At 63.8% G+C, this 19,674-nt stretch carries 17 protein-coding genes; 10 read left to right on the plus strand and 7 right to left on the minus strand.

The window, feature by feature from the left end:
• The first annotated feature begins 48 nt into the window (after positions 1-48).
• From HU766_RS19430 to hpaI, 3 genes are read left to right on the plus strand one after another with little or no spacing between them, the layout of a single operon-like run.
• Complete coding sequence (locus HU766_RS19430; protein WP_186659838.1) at positions 49-1,356, plus strand: MFS transporter; 1,308 nt, start codon at positions 49-51, stop codon at positions 1,354-1,356.
• Between the two features lie 17 nt (positions 1,357-1,373).
• A complete protein-coding gene (hpaH, locus tag HU766_RS19435) occupies positions 1,374-2,177 on the plus strand; it encodes a 2-oxo-hept-4-ene-1,7-dioate hydratase (RefSeq protein WP_033696913.1) in 804 nt (267 codons plus the stop codon).
• A 10-nt stretch (positions 2,178-2,187) separates the two neighbouring features.
• The gene (hpaI, locus tag HU766_RS19440) at positions 2,188-2,991 is read left to right on the plus strand and encodes a 4-hydroxy-2-oxoheptanedioate aldolase (protein WP_186659841.1); all 804 of its coding nucleotides are present in this window, start codon (positions 2,188-2,190) and stop codon (positions 2,989-2,991) included.
• Positions 2,992-3,122: 131 nt separating this feature from the next.
• On the opposite strand, the gene HU766_RS19445 is transcribed toward hpaI, so the two are convergent.
• The 3 genes from HU766_RS19445 to hpaR all read right to left on the minus strand — a co-directional run bounded on the left by HU766_RS19445 (position 3,123) and on the right by hpaR (position 5,937).
• On the minus strand, positions 3,123-4,067 hold the full coding sequence (locus tag HU766_RS19445; RefSeq protein ID WP_186659843.1) for a p-hydroxyphenylacetate 3-hydroxylase reductase component: 945 nt from the start codon (positions 4,065-4,067) through the stop codon (positions 3,123-3,125).
• A gap of 75 nt (positions 4,068-4,142) precedes the next feature.
• Positions 4,143-5,312 (minus strand): p-hydroxyphenylacetate 3-hydroxylase oxygenase component, encoded by a 1,170-nt coding sequence (locus HU766_RS19450; RefSeq protein ID WP_033696908.1) that lies wholly within the window; start codon positions 5,310-5,312, stop codon positions 4,143-4,145.
• 202 nt (positions 5,313-5,514) lie between these two features.
• Positions 5,515-5,937, minus strand: a complete 423-nt coding sequence (gene hpaR, locus HU766_RS19455) for a homoprotocatechuate degradation operon regulator HpaR (RefSeq protein WP_186659845.1) — start codon at positions 5,935-5,937, stop codon at positions 5,515-5,517.
• Between the two features lie 231 nt (positions 5,938-6,168).
• Here hpaR and HU766_RS19460 point away from each other — a divergent pair, with 231 nt between their 5' ends.
• Positions 6,169-7,467: an FAD-binding oxidoreductase gene (locus tag HU766_RS19460; protein WP_186659847.1), complete on the plus strand. Its 1,299-nt coding sequence runs from the start codon at positions 6,169-6,171 to the stop codon at positions 7,465-7,467.
• A gap of 80 nt (positions 7,468-7,547) precedes the next feature.
• Here the strand turns inward: HU766_RS19460 and feaR are convergent, their stop codons facing one another.
• The 3 genes from feaR to HU766_RS19475 all read right to left on the minus strand — a co-directional run bounded on the left by feaR (position 7,548) and on the right by HU766_RS19475 (position 10,668).
• Positions 7,548-8,492 carry a transcriptional regulator FeaR gene (feaR, locus tag HU766_RS19465; RefSeq protein WP_156310105.1) on the minus strand — a complete coding sequence of 315 codons (945 nt, stop codon included), beginning with the start codon at positions 8,490-8,492 and terminating at the stop codon, positions 7,548-7,550.
• A 114-nt stretch (positions 8,493-8,606) separates the two neighbouring features.
• Entirely contained in the window at positions 8,607-9,191 is a 585-nt protein-coding gene (locus HU766_RS19470) for a DUF3156 family protein (protein WP_033696899.1), read from the minus strand.
• Positions 9,172-10,668 carry an APC family permease gene (locus HU766_RS19475; RefSeq protein ID WP_186659849.1) on the minus strand — a complete coding sequence of 499 codons (1,497 nt, stop codon included), beginning with the start codon at positions 10,666-10,668 and terminating at the stop codon, positions 9,172-9,174. Before HU766_RS19475 ends, HU766_RS19470 begins: the two co-directional genes overlap by 20 nt.
• A 275-nt stretch (positions 10,669-10,943) precedes the next feature.
• Between HU766_RS19475 and HU766_RS19480 the strand changes: the two genes are divergently transcribed.
• From HU766_RS19480 to HU766_RS19500, 5 genes are all read left to right on the plus strand, one after another.
• Positions 10,944-12,431, plus strand: a complete 1,488-nt coding sequence (locus HU766_RS19480) for an aldehyde dehydrogenase family protein (protein WP_186659852.1) — start codon at positions 10,944-10,946, stop codon at positions 12,429-12,431.
• A gap of 188 nt (positions 12,432-12,619) precedes the next feature.
• Positions 12,620-13,930 carry an alginate export family protein gene (locus HU766_RS19485; protein WP_186659854.1) on the plus strand — a complete coding sequence of 437 codons (1,311 nt, stop codon included), beginning with the start codon at positions 12,620-12,622 and terminating at the stop codon, positions 13,928-13,930.
• A gap of 185 nt (positions 13,931-14,115) precedes the next feature.
• Positions 14,116-15,255 (plus strand): tyramine oxidase subunit B, encoded by a 1,140-nt coding sequence (locus HU766_RS19490; protein ID WP_033696889.1) that lies wholly within the window; start codon positions 14,116-14,118, stop codon positions 15,253-15,255.
• A 26-nt stretch (positions 15,256-15,281) separates the two neighbouring features.
• Entirely contained in the window at positions 15,282-15,704 is a 423-nt protein-coding gene (locus HU766_RS19495) for a RidA family protein (RefSeq protein ID WP_186659857.1), read from the plus strand.
• 53 nt (positions 15,705-15,757) lie between these two features.
• Positions 15,758-17,053, plus strand: a complete 1,296-nt coding sequence (locus HU766_RS19500; RefSeq protein ID WP_186659860.1) for an FAD-binding oxidoreductase — start codon at positions 15,758-15,760, stop codon at positions 17,051-17,053.
• 29 nt (positions 17,054-17,082) lie between these two features.
• Here HU766_RS19500 and HU766_RS19505 read toward each other — a convergent pair whose 3' ends face one another.
• Positions 17,083-19,137 carry a TonB-dependent receptor gene (locus tag HU766_RS19505; protein ID WP_186659899.1) on the minus strand — a complete coding sequence of 685 codons (2,055 nt, stop codon included), beginning with the start codon at positions 19,135-19,137 and terminating at the stop codon, positions 17,083-17,085.
• A gap of 288 nt (positions 19,138-19,425) precedes the next feature.
• On the opposite strand from HU766_RS19505, the gene HU766_RS19510 reads away from it, so the two are divergent.
• Entirely contained in the window at positions 19,426-19,668 is a 243-nt protein-coding gene (locus HU766_RS19510; RefSeq protein ID WP_033696884.1) for a DUF1654 domain-containing protein, read from the plus strand.
• Positions 19,669-19,674: the final 6 nt, after the last annotated feature.

Genomic DNA, 19,674 nt, shown 5'->3' on the forward strand with positions numbered 1-19,674 from the left:
GCCACAGCCAGCCCCTCTCAACGTCTCCTCCACTACAAGTACAAGAATATGAGCACACTGGAGCACGCCTCGCGCAGCACGGCGCAAGCCACACTCATCGACAGTACACACCGGGCCGTCACCTGGCGGCTGATGCCGCTGCTGCTGGTGTGTTACCTGTTCGCCCACCTGGACCGCATCAACATCGGCTTCGCCAAGATGCAGATGAGCCAGGACCTGCACCTGTCCGACACGGTCTACGGGCTGGGCGCCGGGCTGTTTTTCATTGCCTACGCGCTGTTCGCTGTGCCCAGCAACCTGATGCTCGAACGCTTCGGCCCACGGCGCTGGATCGCCAGCCTGATGGTGGTGTGGGGCGCGCTGTCGACCTGCATGCTGCTGATCGAGAGCAGCAGCGCGTTCTACCTGCTGCGCTTCGCCCTGGGCGCGGCCGAAGCCGGGTTCTTCCCAGGCATTCTGGTGTACCTCAACCGTTGGTACCCGGCCGGCCGCCGGGCGCAGATCACCGCGCTGTTCGCCATCGCCGTGCCGCTGGCGGGGGTGGTCGGCGGGCCGCTGTCTGGCGGTATTCTGGCCTTCATGCATGACGCTGCGGGCCTGCGTGGCTGGCAGTGGATGTTCCTGCTCGAAGGCGCACCGGTCATCCTGCTTGGCCTGGTGGTGCTGGCCACCCTGCCGGAACGCTTCGAGCAGGTGAACTGGCTCGACGCGCAGCAAAAAGCCGCCCTGCGCGCCCAGTTCGGCCAGGAAGAACAGCGCAAGCCGGTTACCTCGTTCGCCGGCATCCTCGCCAGCCCTGCGCTGTGGTTGCTGGTGGCGGTGTACAGCGCGGTGATGCTGGCGGTGAACACCTTGGCATTCTGGATGCCCAGCCTGATCCACACCGCCGGCATCGCCAGCGACGCCAGTGTCGGCCTGCTCAGCGCCGTGCCGTACCTGGCCGGCTGCGTGTTCATGCTGGCCTGCGGGCGCTCGTCCGACCGCCACCGCGAGCGCCGCTGGCACTTGTCCATCCCGCTGTTGATGGCCGCTGCCGGTATCGCGATCGCCGCCCTTGCGCCCTCTCAGCCGCTGCCGGTATTGGCCGGCCTGGTACTGGCAGGCATGGGTGCGAGCGCCGCCCTGCCGATGTTCTGGCAACTGCCACCGGCGTTTCTCAATGACCGTACCCAGGCGGCTGGCATTGCCCTGATCAGCTCGCTGGGCAGCATCGCCTCGTTCGCCACACCGTACTTCATCGGCTGGGTCCGCGACACCACGCAAAGCGCCAGCCTTGCGCTGTATGTGCTCGCCACTTTCATCACCCTCGGCGGCCTGCTGGTGCTGCGCACCCGCGCCGCCATCGTCAACCCTTGAACGCAGAGACTCTGACCATGCTTGATAACGCTTTCATTCAACAGGCGGCCGAGCGCCTCGACCAGGCCGAGCGCACGCGCGAACAGGTGCGCCAGTTCTCGCTCGACCAACCCGCTATCACTATCGAAGATGCCTACGCCATCCAGCGCGCCTGGGTCGCCAAGAAGATCGCGGCCGGGCGCAAGCTGGTCGGCCACAAGATCGGCCTGACCTCACGCGCCATGCAGGTGTCGTCGAACATCACCGAGCCTGACTACGGCGCCCTGCTGGACGACATGCTGTTCGATGAAGGCACCGACATCCCCTTCGAGCGGTTCATCGTGCCGCGCGTCGAAGTGGAGCTGGCCTTCATTCTCGGCAAGCCGCTCAAGGGCCCGAATGTCACGGTGTTCGATGTACTGGACGCCACCGAGTGGGTGATCCCTGCGCTTGAGATCATCGACGCCCGTATCCAGCAGGTCGACCCGCAGACCCAGGCCACACGCAAGGTGTTCGACACCATTTCCGACAACGCCGCCAATGCGGGCGTGGTGATGGGCGGACGCGCCGTGCGCCCCACCGAGATCGACCTGCGCAAGGTGCCAGCCGTGCTGTACCGCAATGGTGTGATCGAGGAGTCCGGGGTCAGCGCTGCGGTGCTCAACCACCCGGCCAAGGGCGTCGCCTGGCTGGCCAACAAGCTGGCCGCGTATGACGTCACGCTGCAGCCGGGGCAGATCATCCTGGGCGGCTCCTTCACCCGCCCGGTGGCCGCACGGCCGGGCGACACCTTCCACGTCGACTACGACCAACTCGGCTCGATTGCCTGCCGTTTCGTCTGAGGACTTGCCCATGGACATGCCCGTCAACCGTTTCAAACAACGCCTGCGCAGTGGCGAGGCGCAGATCGGCCTGTGGCTCGGCCTGGCCGATGCATACTGCGCGGAGCTTGCCGCCAACGCCGGCTTCGACTGGCTGTTGATCGACGGTGAGCACGCACCCAACGACCTGCGCGGCATGCTCGCGCAGTTGCAGGCGGTGGCGCCTTACGCCAGCCAGGCGGTGATCCGCCCGGTGATTGGCGATACCGCGCTGATCAAGCAAGTGCTGGATATCGGCGCGCAGACTTTGCTGGTGCCGATGGTGGAAAGCGCCGCGCAGGCGCGCCAGCTGGTGCAGGCCATGCATTACCCGCCCAAGGGCATACGCGGCGTGGGCAGCGCGCTGGCGCGGGCGTCACGCTGGAACAGCATCCCCGGCTACCTCGACCAGGCTGATGCGCAAATGTGTTTGCTGGTGCAGATCGAGAACATGGAAGGGCTGGCCAACCTGGATGAGATCGTGGCGGTCGAGGGTGTCGATGGTGTGTTCATCGGCCCGGCCGACCTGAGCGCCGCCATGGGCCATCGGGGCAACCCTGGGCATCCTGAAGTGCAAGCGGCCATCGAGGACGCGATCGTGCGTATCGGCCAGGCGGGCAAGGCGGCGGGGATTCTCAGCGCGGACCAGACGCTGGCACGGCGCTATATTGCGTTGGGCGCTGCGTTTGTGGCGGTGGGGGTGGATACCACGGTGCTGATGCGTGGGCTCACGGCGTTGGCGGGTGCGTTCAAGGGGGGGGCGTCTGCGGTTGGTGATGGGGGCGGCGTTTACTGACAACCTTTGGGGGGCGCGTTGCGCCCCTTTCGCGACGCAAGGCCGCTCCTACAGGCACAGCGTATGGCGCTGACGGTAGGAGCGGCCTTGCGTCGCGAAAGGGCCGCAACGCGGCCCCAGTCTGCAATGCCCTACCCCTGGATGATCGCCCTCAACACCGTCTTGAAGGTGTGCAGCTGCTCATCACTGAACTGCCCAAACACCTTGTCCTGTTGCTCCCTGGCAATGGTCCAGAGCATCTCGGTCTCATCCACACCTTTGACCGAAAGCCGCACACGGCCCTCCTCATCAGCAATCAACCCCTTGCGCTTGAGGTTGGCAACCGCTTCCTCGATTTCCCGGGCCGGCATCGCCACTTCACGCTGCAGGTCGTTCAGGCCTAGCCCGGCATCGTTCTCCAGCACCATCAGCATCCGCGCTTCGCTGGTACGCAGGCCGGTGCTCAGTTGCCGTGGCTGATAGTCACTCTGGTAAGCCCGCAACGCCTGGGTCATCAGGTAGTACAGGTTGTGCTGCAGGCGGCCCTGGAAGTGGCTGCTCGGCGCCTGGCCCTCGGCACGCTGGGTCATGCGGGTATGGGGCAGCACCATCGAGTAGGCCCCCTGGTGGTACAGCAACGGTGAGCGGCCGAAGTCATCGAACGCCACCACCTTGCCGATCAGTATCCAGTGGTCACCACCGTCCAGTTGCTGAAACTTCTCACACTGAAAACGCGCCGAGCAGTCGGCCAGCAGCGGTGCGCCGCCCGCCCCTTGCTCGCATTCGACACCGGCAAAACGGTCGTCCTTGGGCCGTGCGAAGTTGTTGGAAAGCTCGATCTGGTCCGCCGCCAGAATGTTCACGGCAAAGTGCGACGCTTGCTCGAACACCTCGTGGCTGGTGGAGCGTTTGTCGATGCTCCACAAGATCAACGCCGGCTCCAGCGATACCGAGTTGAAGCTGTTGGCGGTGACGCCGACCGTGCGCCCGCCGGGGGCTGCTGCGGTGACAACGGTCACGCCGGTGGCGAAGTTGCCCAGCGCGCGGCGGAAGGCACGGCTATCGAAGCCAGTGGCAGTTGCGGTTTCATTGGACATGCAAGACTCCCGGGCAGACCAAGAGCCTGCCCTGTTCGTTGTTGTAGTTGTAAGGGGGATCGGCCAGCCGGCGGCTCAGACCATCGCCGGGTCAGGCTCCAGGCCCATCAGCTCGCGGCCGAGGATTTGCGCGCACACGTCGTAATCGGTGTAGGCATGGGCACCGGTCAGGTGCGCATCGCGGAACAGGCGCTGCATCTCGTTGCTTTCGAACCAGGCGCCGCCACCGGCCGCTTCCATCAGCCGGTCTACCGCCTGGATGCACATCTTCACGGCATAGCCCTGGTTGGTGCGCCAGAACGCCAGGGTGGCGCGGGTCGGGTATTGGTGGCGCTCGCTGTGTTCGGCGATCTCTTCCCAGCTTTTTTCCAGCAGGGCTCGTGCGGCGGCGACTTGATGCGTGGACTCGGCCAGGCGCATGAGTGCCGGCGTTGCCGCGCCCACCGCAGCACCGGTGTAGGCGCGCACGCGGTTGCGGGTTTTCTCGCGGAACACCGCCAGCATGCGCTCGGCGACACCAAGGCTGACGGTGGAGAAACCACTGGCAAAATAGGGGCGGTACGGGGCGAAGAAGATCTTGCTGTCCGGGTACAGGCCAAAGCCTGCCGACTTGCCCTCCATCATGTCCTTGGCCTTCTGGATGCGGTGCTCCGGCACGAAGGCGTCACGCACGATCAAGGTCTTGCTGCCGCTGCCACGCATGCCGACGGCATACCAGTCATCACGGATTTCATAATCGCTGCGCGGCAGAATGGCGAAGCAATAGTCCTGGGTGCCCTCTGCATTCTGCCGGCGGAACCCCATGATCGCCCACTCGGCATGGTCGCAACCGGAGCTCCAGCCCATTTCACCGCTGAAGGTCACGCCGCCTTCGACCTCTTCGGTACGGCCAAAGGGCGCAATGCTGCTGCTGGCCGTTGCATCCGGGTTGGCTTGCCACACCTCCTGCTGCAGCTTGGGCGAGAACATCGCCATCTGGTGGCTGTGGGTGCACAGCAGGCTCATGGCCCAGGCGGTGCTGGCGCAGGCGCCTGCCAGCGTGGCGATGCACTGGGCAAACTGCGGCAGCGAAATCTCCATGCCGCCGTAATGCTTTGGCAAGAAGGCGCGGTGCATGCCGATGCTTTTGAGCAGCGCGATATTCTCTGCCGGGACACTACGATCCTGCTCCGCGCGCACAGCATTGGCGGCAATCGTCGGCAAGATCGACGTGAGGTCTTCCAGCAGGGAGTTTGGCTTTTTCATGAACGGTCTCTTGTTATTGGATAGTCGACAGCGGCTGCGCCAAGCCCGTCGTTGCGGGCGTTTGGGTGCGAAGGAACAGCCGGGAAGTCTGCAATGACACGTTCAGTATGTGAGGTAAGGCCAAACCTCGGAATGCACGTTACGGCGGGAAAATTGTACTTTCCATGGCGCCATCAGCCGATGAAACAAGGCCGTTGGCGTATCACGGTCTGATCTTTTTCATCTCGTTGAGCAGTTGCATCAGTTGCTCGAGTTTTGCCTCGCCGAACTGGCTGAGGATCCTGTCGTAGTTGCGGGCCATTTCTTCGCTCATGGCCAGAAACGCCTGCTGCCCCTTGTCGGTCAGCGTGATGAACACCCGCCGCTGGTCTTCCGGCGACTTTCGCCGTGCAACCACCCCGTCGCGTTCGAGCCGCTTGAGCACGCCGCTCATGCTGGGCTTGAGGATGCAGGCAAGCTCGGCAAGCTGATGGCTTTCCAGCTCGCCTTGCTGGCGCAGAATGCGAATGACCCGCCATTGCTGTTCGGTCAGGTCATGGGCATTCAATGCCGGTCGAAAGAACGCCATCGTGGCTTCACGCGCCTGTAGCAGGGTCAGGGTCAAAGAGGGTCTTGGTGTGGTCATGCGTGCCCGAGCATCATGGAAAGTGGCGAGCAGGCCAGTATGCCATCGCAGGCTCATTAATACATTAACCAATCTGCCGATGACGGGCCCGTACGCCACGCTGGCAGGCTGGTTACACTCGGGGGGCAGGCAAGGACAAGACCCCCGGCGATAGCCAGGCGTTCAATGGCCGCATGTGCCAGTGCGCTTGCGAAACAGCCCTATCACAACTCCCATTCGGCAGGCTGCGTCATGATCACCCTCGAAAGCCCGACCTATTACGGCGCAACCAAAAAGTACAACTTGAACTACCCCACTTTGGAACATGACATCGAGGCGGATGTGGTGGTCATCGGTGGCGGGTTTTCCGGCATCAACACGGCGCTGGAACTGGCCGAAAAAGGTGTGACCAACATCGTCGTGCTCGAAGCCCGCTACTTGGGTTTCGGCGGCACCGGGCGCAACGGCGGGCAGATCATGGCGGGCATCGGCCATGACCTGGAGAAGATCAGAAGCAGTGTCGGCGACCAGGGCCTGCAGGAAATCTTCGCGCTCAGCGAACTGGGCGCCGGCATCATCCAGGCGCGCATCGCCCGCTACGCCATCGACGCCGACTTCTGCCATGGTTACGGCTACATGGGCTTCAATCGCCGCCAGGCGAACACCCTGCGCGCGTGGGAGAAGCAGTTCAAGGCCATCAATTCGCAAGACGAAATCCGCTACCTGGAAGGCTCGGATGTGCGCCAGATCATCGGCAGCGACGCCTACAGCAGTGCCCTGCTGCACATGGGCGGTGGCCACGTGCATTCGCTCAACCTGCTGCTTGGCGAGGCCCAGGCCCTGGTCGGCCACGGTGCGCGCATTTTCGAGCACAGCCCGGCGCTCGAAGTGAGCTACGGCGAGCGTATCAAGGTGCGCACCGGCCGCGGCTCGGTACGTGCAAGCAAACTGCTGTGGGCGTGCGACAGTTTTCTCAACAAGCTGGAGCCGGAGCTGCACGCGCGCACCGTCAACACCTACGCCTTCCAGATGATGACCGAGCCGCTGCCGGATCAACTGATCGCGCGCATCAGCCCGATCCGTGGCGCCTACAGCGATATCCGCCCGGTGATCGACTACTACCGCGTCACCCGCGAGAACCGCCTGCTGTTCGGCGCCGCCACCTCCTGCATCGAACACATCCCGCTGGACCTCAAGGCGTGGAACCGCGCCCTGATGCTGAAGATTTTTCCGTACCTCAAGGACGTGCGCATCGACCTGGCCTGGGGCGGCCCGATGGCCACCAGCGCCAACCTGTTCCCCCAGATCGGTACGCTGAGCAATCGTCCTAACGCGTTCTATGTCCAGGGCTATTCGGGTTTCGGCGTCACCCCCAGCCACATCATTTGCAAACTTCTCGCCGAAGGCATGCACGAAGGGTCGGCACGCTATGAGCTGGTCAGCTCGGTCAAGCATGCGCGGATCTTCGGCAAGGACCATTTCCGCCCGCTACTGCTTACCGCCGGCAAAGCCGTGCACCAGCTTTCGGGCTATTTCAACGGCCGCCGCTGAACCTTTGCTTTCATTACTGAAGCACTGCCATGACCCTCACCGCCACTCGGCAAGGCGTACAACAGGCGGTGAGCTGAGGCCTACATGACCATGGCCTGTGCGCGGAAGTCCTTGGGCGATTGCTCGAACTGCTTCTTGAACGAGCGGCTGAAATGCGCCGAGTCGGTAAAGCCCCACTTGTAGGCGATCGAGGTAATCGACTCACGCTTGAAGAACGGGTTGGCCAGGTCGTCCGCGCTGCGCTTCAGGCGCGCTCGCTGGATGTAGCGGCAGACGCTGTCGCCCTCCTCCTCGAACAACCGGTACAGGTGGCGAACCGAAATATTCAGCCGGCCCGCCAGGTTGGCCGGTGTCAGCCCCGGCTGCGACAGGGACTCATCAATCACCTGCTGCACGTAGCTGCGCAGGTTGCCACCACTGAGCGGCCCCAGGTTGCAAGCGCCGTCGCCATTACGCTCGAAGCCCGGTTCGAGCAGCGCAATGAATGCAGTCTGCAGCGCATCGCCTTGTGCACCATCGCCACTGACATGGTCGTCCTTGCACAGTTGGTCCATCAGCACATGCAGCATGCGCCCACAGGCATTGGTCGAGGAGATCTTGCCAAACATTGCCCCCGCGCCTTGTACATGCTTGCGCACCTGCTCGCGGGAAAGGGCCAGCGACACATGTTCGATCAGGCCGTTGGGGGTGATTTCGCAACGCCCGACCGAATCCATCAGCAACAATTCACCCGGCGCCAGGCTGACGCTCATGCCGCCTTGCGCCACCGTCGAATGCCCCATGCGCTGGCTGACCAGAAAGCAATGCTGGTCATCGTCCAGGGTCGGGTTATCGCCCAGCCGGCGGATGTTGCCGGCGTTGGTGCGCAGGTTGGCCAGCGGCAGGCCCGCACGGGAAAACGTGGAGACTTCGCCGATGAACAAGGAATGGTTGGAGGCCAGCGCTGTCTCGAAACGGCCGCAGATCTGCTGCATGGCCGTGGTCCAGCTTTCCAGCCCCTGACGATTGGGTTGTTGAGTGTGCATGGATGCCCTCGACGCAGAATTTGTTGTTATGCGGCCATTGTTAACATGTTATCAATGACCGCACAACTGTGATCTCTCGCCTGAAACAGGAGCAAGGCACGTGCCAGAAAAAGGTCAGAGGCGGGGTAGCGACTCCCCGAACAGGCCGAGGCAAGCCATCAGGTGCGCCCGCTGCGGCGGGCTGATCTGGATGTAGCGCCGGAACGCCGGCATGCGGTTGACCACTTCGCTGCCGCCCATGTGTTCCAGGGTCAGCCACCAGTGGCCATCGCGGCATTCCAGGGCCAGGCGCTTGAAATCCAGCGGCATGAGCGCGGCGGTCAGTTGCGCATTGCTCAGCAGCAGGTCACGTGCCTGGATGAAGCGCGCCTTGTCACCGCTGCGGTACACGCAGGCCAGGCCCGTACGGCGGATTGCACCAGCGTGACGCAATTCAAGCCTCACCTCGCCCCCTTGCAGGGCAGGCAGGCACAGGTGGAATTCGCAGGTCACCACGTGCATCAGCAAGTGCGCCTCGACGCACTCGCGCACCTCGGCACGCCAGCCTTGGGCGGGGTTGTCGAGCACCGCGCGGGCGGGTTCCAGCAGGTGCATCTGTACCTGCCCCAGGTTACGCGACAGCAGCCCCAGCGTAGCCCCTGGCCGGTAACCGGTTGGGGCACGCGGCGCCAGCAGGCGCTCACGCAAATGTCTGATCATGCTGCATGTGCTCCACTGCAGGGCCCGGCTCTGCCGCGAATTCTTGTGCCAGCACATCCTCGACCCGCGCCGGCTTGAACGGGTTGACCTTCTGTACGCACAGCGTCCAGAACAGCGCATAGGTCGCGGTGCCGGCCAGCATGATGGCGAACGGCACGTAGATATCGGCCGGGTTCATGCCCGGTGGGGTGATGAACGCCATGCCGATGACGATACCGCTGCTGGAGAGGATCTGCGGCAGCGGGAACAACGGCGAGCGGTAGGCACGTGGCAGGTCCGGACGACGGATGCGCAGGATCACCACCGACAACGTCACCAGCAGGTAAGCGGTGCTCCAGGCACACACCGCCGCCAGTACCAGGTGCAGGATGTTGTCCGGGTTGCCCCCCAGGTACCAGGCGTGCAGGCACGGGATCAAGGCAACCACCAGAATGCACAGCAAAGGCGTCTTGAAGCGCGGATGCAGGTAGCTGAAAGCCTTGGGCAGTGCACCATCCACCGCCATGCCGTAGAGGATGCGCGGCACCCCGGCCATCAAGGTGTTGATGGTGGCAGCGCCGGCAAACAGAAAGCCGATACCCAGCCACACCGGGCCGATATCGCCCATCACCTGCTCGGCGAAACGCGGGATGGCCATAGGCGTGTCGAGCAGGTGCACACCGCTGGCGGCATCGAGCACGACGTTTTCCACCTGGCGCTTCATCGCCGCGCCGTAGATGAACATGCAGCTGGCCACGCCAAACAAACCCAACGCCATGGCCCGCGGCAACACCCAGGCCGAACGGCGCAGCTCCGGCGCCAGCGGGGTGACGAACTCACACCCGACGAACATGAACATGGCCATGCCGATCAGCGAGAGGATGGTCATCAGGTCGGTGCCGACCAGCGAAGCGCCGAACGGCCCTTCCAGCTCAACCGCCGGCGCAGCGATCAAGCCGAGCACGCCAAACACCATCAGCGTGGTCCACATGCCGAAGGTCAGGATCACCTCGGCGCGGCTGAAGGCACTGACGCCAAAAGCATTGAGCACCGCGAACGCCAACACGAAGAACACGCCGAGCAGCCACGAGCCCCCTGCGGACTCCGCCAGGGTATTGAGGTGCTCGAAGTTCACCAGGGCCATGACGCCAGACAGAATGGTCTCGGCGGTACCGGCGAACACGTGCACGATCAGGTAGGCCGACAAGGTGCCGGTGATGGCGAAGAATCGGCCCATGCCGCAGTTGATGTAGTCGTACACCGACCCTGTAGTCGGCAGTATCGCCGCCGCCTCGGCGAAGGTGGTCGACTGCGCCAGCATCATCAATGCCGCGATGACCATGGCCATGGCGAAGGCACCGCCGCCAATGCCAAAGCCCATGGTCGCGGTAAGGATCACCGGGCTGGCCATGATCAGCCCGACGGTGCTGGCCAGCGCAGTGGGGAACCCGACAGTGCCCCGGTTGAGATGCTCGGTGAGCTTATTGTTGAGTGACATCGTTATGCCCCGGCTTGTTTTTGTGGCGTTGAACGCGGCAAGCGAACCTGCACGCACGGCTGTTGTTTGCCTCCCTGCGCCCCCACTGTGCGCCGCAGCTGGCAGGGCGTCTTGCCCATGGCTGCCGTCGCCCTTGTTGCTGCCTGCCAATGCCATCACGCCTGGCAGGCAGCGTCATGCCGGCGTCAGGGAGATGCAAGATCAACACCGTGCCCGCTCACTATGCTCGACGCTTTGGCGGCCTGCCGGGCCGCGTCTCTGCCTCAGGAGCCTGCATGAGCGACATTACCCTTCTTCCCGCGGTCACCGCATTCATGGCCCGACAACATGGCGTGTTCATTCACGGCCAACACCTGGCGAGCCAATCGTCTGCGACCCTTGCGGTGGTCAACCCGGCCGATGGCGAAACCATCGCCCGCATCGCCGACGCCAACCAGGCCGATGTGGAGCATGCCGTGAGCTCGGCCCGCCAGGGCTTCACCACGTGGTCGCGCACCAGCCCCGCCGCCCGCGCCGCCGTGCTGTTCAAACTGGCCGACCTGCTGGAAGCCAACCGCGAAGAACTGGCCCAGCTCGAAACCTTGCAGTCGGGCAAGCTGATCGGTATCGCGCGCGCTTTCGAAGTCGAGCAGGCCGCGCACTTCTTGCGCTATTACGCAGGCTGGGCCACCAAGATCACCGGCCAGACCATCACCCCGTCCCTGCCCTCGTTCGCCGGTGAGCGCTACAGTGCATTCACCCTGCGCGAACCGATCGGCGTGGTCGTGGGCATCGTGCCGTGGAACTTCGCCACCATGATCGCCATCTGGAAACTGGCCTCGGCCCTGACCACCGGCTGCAGTATCGTCCTCAAGCCCAGCGAGTTCACGCCCCTGACGCTGCTGCGCATCGCCGAGCTGGCCAGCCAGGCCGGCCTGCCGCCGGGCGCGCTCAACGTGCTGACCGGTGGCGGCCTGGTGGGCAAGGCATTGATCGAGCACCCGGGCACCAACAAGGTCTCGTTCACAGGCTCGGTGCCTACCGGCATCGCCGTCGGCCAGGCCGCCATGGGCGCCAAGCTGACCCGGGCGACTCTGGAGCTGGGTGGCAAGAACTCAGTGGCATTCCTGCCTGACGTGGCGCTCGACAAGGCCGTCGATGGCGTCATCGAGGCCGGCTTCCTGCACTCAGGGCAAATCTGCGCAGCGGGTGAGCGCTTCTTCGTCCACCGCTCGCGCATCGACCCGCTGCTCGATGCGCTGTCCCAGCGCCTGAGCCAGCTGAAGGTCGGCTCCCCCCTGGATGAGGCCACCCAGTTCGGCCCAGTGGCCAACAAGCCGCACCAGCAAAAATTGGCCGAGCTGTTCGCCACCGCGCGCGCCGAGGGCAGCCAGATCATCCATGGCGGGCAGATTGGCGAGGGGCCGGGCTGCTTCGTCGAACCGACGGTGATCCTCGCCAAGGCCGCCAGCGACACCTTGCTGAACCAGGAAACCTTCGGCCCGGTGGCGACCTTCCTGCCTTACGACGACGAAGACGAACTGCTGCACCTGATGAACGCGACGCCTTATGGCCTGAGCGCCAGCCTATGGACCAACGACCTGGGCAAGGCCATGCGCCTGGTGCCGGAAATCCAGGCCGGCACCTTGTGGGTCAACATGCACACCCTGCTCGACCCGGCCGTGCCGTTTGGCGGTATCAAGGCGTCCGGCATCGGCCGCGAGTTCGGCTCGGCGTTCATCGATGACTTCACCGAGCTCAAGTCGGTGATGATCCGTTACTGAACCGGCCAATCGAACAGGCCTGGCCAAGGCGTGCAAACGCCTTGGCAGCCACGAACAAGACCCCACCCTGCCATCCACGCGCTAATAGGCCGTCGCAGCCAACCGCGACGGCGCCTCGTGCCCACACGGGTGCCCCCGAAAAACAAAGGCCGCCTTGCAAGGTGCCGAGAACAATCGAGGGAAGTGCAATGTTCAAACCGCAAAGGCTGTCCGCCCTGGCCCTGGCCACCTTACTGGCCAGCCAGGCCGCGCCCGCCTACGAGCTTTACGCCGACGACGACAGCCACTTGAATGCCGACATGCTCGCGGTGTGGGGCATGTTCAACAGCCGCAAGAACTATGACGGCACCCCCGGTGGCTCGACCTGGCGCGAGGGCTTCATCAAGTATGGCGTTAGCGGCGATCAGGGCCTGGCCGGCAACGGCAGCCTTTATGGCGCCTTGAACTGGGTCAGTTCCGCCACTTGGGGCGATGGCGATGCCGCAGGCAATACCGATGGCTCCGAACGCACCACCAAGATCGAAGACGCGTACCTCGGTTGGCGTTCGGGCGATCTGCTGCCCTGGCTGGGCAAGGATGGCGTGGATATCTCCGGAGGGCGCCAGGTGGTCCGCCTGGGCAGCGGCTTCTTGATCAACGACGACGGGCCCAACCTGGGCAACGGTGTGGCGGATGGCACCCTGGACCGCGGCGGTGCCTACTACCTGGCGGCGCGCCATGCCTTCGACCGCACCGCCGTGCTGCGCCTGGGCGGGCAGGATGGCCTGCATGGCAGCCTGCTGTGGCTCAAGTCCGACAACCGCGCGCAGGCCGAGACCGAACTGGCCGCAGGCACACTGGACTACACCCATGCCCTGGGCACCTTGGGGCTGACCTGGGTGCACGGCATCGGCGTCACCGACCAATGGGCCAGCGACTTCCAGAAGGCGCGTGAGGGCATGGATGTCTACAGCCTGCGTGGCGAAGGCAGCGCCGGCATCGACAACGCCAGCTTCGCCTTCGAATACGCGTGGCAAGACAAGCAAGGCGGCGCGGAAAAAGCCTGGTACCTGCAGGCCGGCTACACCTTCGCCGACCTGCCCTGGGCACCCCAGGTGACCTACCGTTACACGCGCTATTCGGCAGGCTGGGATTCGCTGTTCAGTGGCCTGTCCAGTGGCTATGGCACCTGGTTCCAAGGTGAGGTCGCCGCCAACTACGCCGGCCCGTTCAACAGCAACACCGGCATTCACCATGTTGGCGTAAAGGCTACCCCGCTGGAAAACCTCACGGTCGGTGCGCTGTATTTCGACTTCGATACCGTGCGCACCCGCGACAGCCTCAACCTCGATGCCAGGGAGCTCGACCTGTACCTGGAATGGGCGGTCAACGAGCACCTGATCATCAGCCCGCTGGTCGGCCTGTATCAGCCACGCAAGGGCGAAAGCAACGGCGGCAACCAGGTGGGTGGCAACGGCACCAACGTCTACAGCCAGCTGACCATCGCGGTGCCCTTCTAGGCCCTGATGGCAGTCACCGTCTTGCCAATACGCCGATGGCACGGCAGGTCAAAACGGCTGGCACGCAGGCACAAGACGCCCTGCCAGCCGTTAGCGAAACTGGCCGCACGTGTTAGCGCCAGCCCACAACAACAAAACCCGATGACGCCGTCGTCCCTGACAACGGCCGCCCTGCGAGACCCGCCATGACCCTCGATACCCGAATTGACTTCATCTACTTGTCCGAGCAGGACATGATCCGCGCCGGCGTGACCGACATGCCCGCTTGTGTCGACACCATGGAGGCGATGTTCAACCTGCTCTACCAGGGCGACTACCGCATGGCCGGCCCGAACAACGATTCCCACGGCGCGATGATCACGTTCCCCGAACAGTCGCCCTTCCCGCACATGCCCAAGCCCACCGCAGACCGTCGTATGATGGCCATGCCCGCCTACCTGGGCGGCAGCTTCCGCACCGCAGGCGCCAAATGGTATGGCTCGAACATCGCCAACCGGGAAAAGGGCCTGCCGCGCTCCATCCTGATGTTCACCCTCAACGACGCCGACACCGGCGCGCCCCTGGCGCACATGTCGGCCAACCTGCTGTCGGCGTACCGCACCGGCGCCATCCCCGGTGTTGGCGCGCGCCACTTGGCCCGCAAGGACGCCAAGGTCATCGGCCTGGCCGGGCCAGGTGTGATGGGCAAGACCACGGTCGCCGCGTTCATGGCCGTGTGCCCGCTGATCGACACGATCAAGATCAAAGGCCGTGGCCAGAAGAACCTCGATGAGTTCGTGGCCTGGGTCAAGGCCACCTTCCCGCAGATCACGCGGATCCAGGTCGTGCAAACCCTGGAAGAGGTGGTGCGTGATGCCGACCTGGTCAGCTATTGCAGCTCGGGCGAAGTCGGCGACCCCAGCACCTACCCGCTGGTACGCCGCGAATGGGTCAAGCCCGGCGCGTTTCTGGCGATGCCCGCCCCCTGCAGCATCGATGCAGGCATGGAGCGTTCGGACGTGCGCAAGGTGGTGGACAACACCGGGCTGTACGAAGCGTGGTTCGACGAACTGCCCAAGCCTGCGCACAACCATGTGCCGCTGGTAGGCGTGCGCTTCATGGACATGATCGCCGAAGGCACGCTCGACGCCGCGCAGGTCGAAGACATCGGCAAGATCATCAGCGGTGACGCGCCAGGGCGTCTGAACGACGATGAAATCATCATCATGTCGGTGGGCGGCATGCCCGTGGAAGACGTCGCCTGGGGCACCGTGGTGTACCGCAACGCTGTCGAGAAAGGCATCGGCGTAAAGCTCAACCTCTGGGAAAAACCTGTCCTCAGCTGACCCTCCTCACCTCAAAAGGCTCCCCCATGACGCAAATCACCAAACTGAAAACCGGCTCTAAATTCGAAGACATGGCCAGCTACTCCCGCCTGGTGGCGGTAGACAACTGGATCTACGTGTCCAACACTGCCGGCCGCAACCCGCAGACCCAGATCATCCCCGAAGACGTGATCGAACAGACTCACCAGGTATTCGCCAACATCGAAGCCGCGCTGGCGGCCGTCGACGCTGGGCTGGGCGATGTGATCAGCTCGCGCGTGTTCATCCAGGACCCGAACGATGTACCCAAGGTCATGGACGTGATCGGCGAGAAATTCAGGGGCGTCGACCCGGCCACCACCGTCACCTGCCCGCCGCTGGGGTCGACCGTGTACAAGGTCGAGCTGGAAGTGACGGCGTACCGGGGTGCCTCCCGCGCGCAGGTCTCGTTGATCCGGCTGGGCCAGTGACCTGCCCGCCTTGAACCCGCCACGTTCTGTTCACACTGCCGCCGAGTGAAGCCATGTCCCCCGTCATCGATCCTGTGCACACCAGTACCACCCACCCTCAGGCCACCAGCGTGGTGATCATCGGCGCAGGCATCATCGGCCTGACCGCAGCCCTGACCCTGGCCGAGCGCAACATCCCGGTGGTGGTGCTGGAGAAGGGCCGCCTGGCGGGCGAGCAGTCGTCGCGCAACCTTGGCTGGGTGCGCAAGACCAACCGCCATGCGCACGACATTCCGCTGGCCCTGGCCGCCGACCGGCTGTGGGCGAAGATGGCCGAGCGGGTTGGCTGCGATGTCGGCTACCGGCAAGCCGGCATCATGTTCATTGGCCGTAACGACACGCAGATGGGCATGCACGAGAGCTGGCTGAAGAGCATCGAGCACCTTGGCCTGGACTCTCGCCTGCTCAGCAGCAAAGAGATTGCCAACCGGGTGCCCGGTGGCCGTGCCGAATGGGCCGGGGGCATCTACACCGCCTCCGACGCCCGCGCGGAGCCAACCCTGGCAGCCAGCGCCATTGCCCGGGCGGCGATCGCCAAAGGCGCAGTGATCGTGGAAAACTGCGCCGTGCGCACATTGGTCACCGCCGCCGGCAGGGTCAGCGGCGTGGTCACCGAACAAGGCGAGATCCGCTGCGAGCAGGTGCTGCTGGCCGGGGGCATGTGGTCACGCAAGTTTCTCGGCAACCTCGATATCGACCTGCCCACCTTGCCGCTGACCTGTTCCGTGCTGCGGACACATCCGCTGCAAGGCCCGACCGACATCGCCGTGGGCGCACCGGATTTTTCGTTTCGCAAACACAAGGATGGCGGCTACATCATCACCCAACGCGGCGCGCTCGATGCGTTCCTGACCTGGGACCATGTGCTGCTGGGCAGGCGCTACCTGCCGCAATTGCGGGCGCAACGTGATTATTTGCGCATCAGTTTCGGCAAGTATTTCTTCAAGGACCTGGCCCTGGCCCGGCACTGGAAGGCCTCGCAAGTCACGCCCTTCGAACGCGTCAGGGTTCAGGACCCGCAGGCCAACACCGCACTCAATGACGAAGCCCTGCGTAACCTCAAGGCGGCCTGGCCGGTCTTCGAGCAAGCACAGATCGCCGCAGCCTGGGCCGGCACCATCGACGTCACCCCCGACTCCAACCCGGTCATCGGGCCGGTGCCGGCCCTGCCCGGCCTGACCCTGGCCACCGGCTTTTCCGGCCATGGCTTCGGCACCTCGCCGGCTGCCGGCCAACTGGCGGCAGACCTGGTGTCGCAAGCGCCACCGCTGATCGATCCAAGCCCTTATCGGTTCGAACGCTTCGCCTGAACCCTCAGCGGATATAGCACCGCATCACATCAGCGGAACTGATACTCCAACCCTGCCCCGGCATACCACGAGCGCCCAGGCGCAGCTTCGTAGTAACGCGAGTTGCTGTCGCCCACGATCACCGACCCCACGTACTGCCGGTCAAGCAGGTTATCCAAGCGGATCAGCTGATGAAACGTCCAAGGCCCGACGTGCTGCTCAAAGCGTGTTCGCCAGTTGAACACGGCATAGGCAGGCGCCGGCTTGGCGTTGTTGCTGTCCTCCACATACACCTTGCTGCGGTATTGCCCTTCCACCCCCATGCTGACGAACGTCGCAGGCTTCCACACCAGCTCGCCATACAGGTTGTTCAGCGGTACCCCAGGCAGCCGGTTACCGCTGTCGATGGTCTGCATGCCTTGGGCAAAATCTTCGGCATAGCGGGCATCGGTGCGGGTGTACACCACGGTGGTTTGCCACTGATCGCTCAGGTCACTGTGCAGGCTCGCCTCGAAACCGCGGCGCAAGGTTCGCCCAGCGTTTCGATAGCTGGTGCGGCCTTCGGTGGAGCGGTCCACGACGATTTCATCATCGGTGTGGATTTCGTAGACCGCTGCGTTGATCCGGGTGCACTCACCGAGCCGGTATTTAACGCCCAGTTCATACTGGGTACTGGTGGCAGGCTTGAGCCCGAAATTGAAGCTTTCGACCAGGCCGGGCGCGTAAGCCATCTCGGCCTGGGTCGGGGTCTCGAAACCCTTGCCGACACTCACGTAACCACGCAAGTCGGCAGTGAATGCGTACATCACCGACAGCGATGGCGTGTTCTGCTGATATTTCTTCTTGCCGCTGGCGTCGCCATTGGCCAGGTAGTGGTCATCGACGCGCATTTGCATGGTGCTGTGGCGCACGCCGAGCTGGGTGGTCCAGTCGCCGATTTCCCAATGCGCCTGGATGTATGGGTCCAGGCTGGTGGCGGTGTCTTGCTCGTCACGGCGTAACTCGCCTTTGACGCCTAGCGTGTCGCCGCTGAAATTCTGGTAGCCGCGGCGGTCATCCTTGCTCTGGTCGTAGTCCGCGCCCACCGTGACGGTCAGGTTGCCGGGTGCGGCGGTAACCGGCTGTATCCAGCGCAAGGTGCCACCGTGGAACTCACGGTCGAAGTCGACGACCCCACCGCCACGCTGGCTGTTGGAGGCCACCGTCTTGGGGATGGACAGGTACTGAATAACGCTGCGCTGCCCCGCATAGAGATTGAACTGCAACGTGGCATCGCCAAAATAGCGCTCGTAGTTCATGCCCAACTGCTGGTGGTCGATGCTTTTGCGGGTGTTGTAGGTTTCAGCCACTGTCGCGGTGGAGCGCGGGTCGTGCTGGTAAGCGCTCCAGGTCTGCCCCAACGGGTCTTGCGTGTTGTTTTGCTCAAGGCTGCTGTAGATCAGTGCCAGGCGTGAATCGGCGTCTGGCCTGACGTGCACCTTGGCGAAGGTCTGGTCGCGGCGGGCAGCGCTGTGGTCACGGTAACCGTCGGTGTCCATGCGCGAGGCATCGAGCACAAAGCCGGCCGTCTCGTTACCGCCCTCGGCCGACAGGTGATTCTTGTTGAAACCGTCGCTGCCGAAGGTGGTTTCGGCCCCGACCCTGGCAGGCCCCTGCCCGTCCCGGCTGAACATCTGGATGACGCCGCCGGCGTTGCTCCCGTAAAGGGTCGCGGCCGGGCCACGCAGTACTTCGATACGGTCGGCCACATCCAGGTTCAGCGAGGCCGCCTGCCCCTGCCCGTCCGGGGTACTGGCCGGAATGCCGTCGCTGAGCAGCTTCAGGCCACGAATGCCGAAGGCCGAGCGTGCGCCGTAACCCCGCGAAGACACCTGCAGGTCTTGCGCGTAGTTCTGCCGGTTCTGCACCACCAGGCCAGGCACCTTGGTCAGCACTTCCGACAGGTTGACGCCCAACTGGCCGTCATTGCCCTGTGAAAGGTCGACGGTATCGATCGAAAATGGCAAGTCGAAACTACCGGTTGGCGCATAGGCGCCGGTGACCACCACAGGGTCGGTGATCAGCACATCGGTTGCCTCGCTGCCGGCATGGCTCAAGGGGCTCATGCTACCGGTCAGCAACAGGGCCAGGCCTGTGCGCAAGTGGGCAGGTCGATGCAAAGGGAGTGGGTACATGTGAAGCTTCCTGAAACTTGCGCCTGACCCGTTGCGGGCCACGCCCAAGGCGTCGCTGCTGTGGCCATGCACAGCGCGCGCGAATGATGGCGGAGGGGTGATGGGCTAAATGGTATCAATCCTTCACCTCAGTCACACACTCTTTCGCCTCACAGGCAGTTGCGAATTTACTTACAGTGAAATACTGTATGCACATACAGCAAAAACAAGGAAATGCCTGTGGCCAGCACCTCCTCAGCAACGCCGAGCAGCTATGAACAACTGGGTGTCCGTATCCAGAAGATCATCAACAGCCAATCCGCCCAGCGCAACCGCGCCGCGCTGATCTTCCGCCTGGAGCAGGAATCCCCGGACGACTGGGAAACCCTGCTTGAGGAAATCGCCGAAAACGACAACGTCACCCTCGCCCATCGCGACGACGGTGGCGTGCAGATTTTCTGGACCGTGCCCAAGGAAGACTGACCGCGC

Origin of the sequence: Pseudomonas sp. SWRI77, from assembly GCF_014269105.1 — a bacterium.
In the GTDB taxonomy this organism is placed as follows: domain Bacteria; phylum Pseudomonadota; class Gammaproteobacteria; order Pseudomonadales; family Pseudomonadaceae; genus Aquipseudomonas; species Aquipseudomonas capeferrum.